Origin of the sequence: Mesorhizobium sp. M5C.F.Ca.IN.020.32.2.1, assembly GCF_004023105.1 — a bacterium.
Lineage (GTDB): Bacteria > Pseudomonadota > Alphaproteobacteria > Rhizobiales > Rhizobiaceae > Mesorhizobium > Mesorhizobium wenxiniae.
Genome location: NZ_RZSX01001327.1, coordinates 1 through 1,112, shown reverse-complemented (window position 1 = coordinate 1,112; position 1,112 = coordinate 1). Strand labels below are relative to the sequence as shown.

The 1,112-nt window shown below is 63.4% G+C and carries 2 protein-coding genes; both read left to right on the top strand.

All coding sequences use genetic code 11. The features are described from left to right. Nucleotides 1-445 (top strand): ABC transporter ATP-binding protein (locus EOA86_RS35700; RefSeq protein WP_164892370.1); only part of this gene is annotated, 445 nt, incomplete at its 5' end. A gap of 106 nt (nt 446-551) precedes the next feature. Then, on the top strand, nt 552-1,112 hold a 561-nt coding region (locus EOA86_RS35695), incomplete at its 3' end, for a VOC family protein (protein ID WP_128345744.1).

Genomic DNA, 1,112 nt, shown 5'->3' with positions numbered 1-1,112 from the left:
TCTCAAGGGTCGTGTCGCGGAGGCGCTGCAGCGCGTCGGCCTGCCGCTAAGTTTCGCCAGCCGCTATCGTCACCAGCTGTCGGGCGGCCAACGCCAGCGCGTCGGCATTGCCCGGGCGCTGGCGCTGTCGCCGAAATTCGTGCTGGCCGACGAGATCGTCTCCGGCCTCGACGTGTCGACCCAGGCACAGATCCTGACGCTGCTGGAACGGCTGGCCGCCGAAATGGGCCTGACCGTCGCCTTCATCAGCCACGACCTGTCGGTAATCCGGCGGCTTTGCCGGCAAGTGATCGTCATGCGCGAAGGCGTGATCGTCGAGGCAAGCGCCACCGACGCTTTGTTCGCGAACCCGCGGCAGGCCTACACGCGCGATCTTCTCGCAGCCATCCCGCTGCCCGAGATCGATGACGGCTGGCTGCTGCCTGCGGCGAAGGCGCCGGCATGACATCGGTCGCAACGATCATTCACAGCACATCTCATTCGCACGCCGAAGAGCGGGCCTCGGGCGTGCGCCCGGCAAGTCACCCATGTCCCGCGAGAGGATGACTGAGATGAAGAATGCGCTCCTAACTGCAACGCTTGCAGCCGCCGTCCTGGGCACTATCGGTGGAACTATCAGCACAGCCTCAGCCGATTCCATTCCTGGCATGCGCGGGCATGATCACACCGGGGTTACAGTCCCCGACATGAAGCAGGCCGTCGACTTCTTCACCGAGGTCGTCGGCTGCAAGAAGGCGATGTCCTTCGGGCCGTTCGCCGATAATAAGGGGACGTTCATGCAGGATCTGCTGGGAGTCGACCCCAAGGCGGTGATCGAGGAGATCACCCTGGTTCGCTGCGGCTACGGGTCGAATATCGAGCTGTTCAAATATACCGCGCCCGACCAGAGAGACCTGCAGGCCCGCAACAGCGACATTGGCGGCTTCCACATCGCCTTCTATGTCGACGATATCGCTGCCGCGAAAGCCTATTTCGATGAAAAGGGCGTCAAGACGCGTATGGGGCCGCTGCCGGTTACCGAAGGGCCGGCGGCCGGCCAGAGCATCCTTTATTTCCAGGCGCCCTGGGGCCTGCAGCTGGAAGCGATCAGCTATCCCAACGGCATGGCCTAT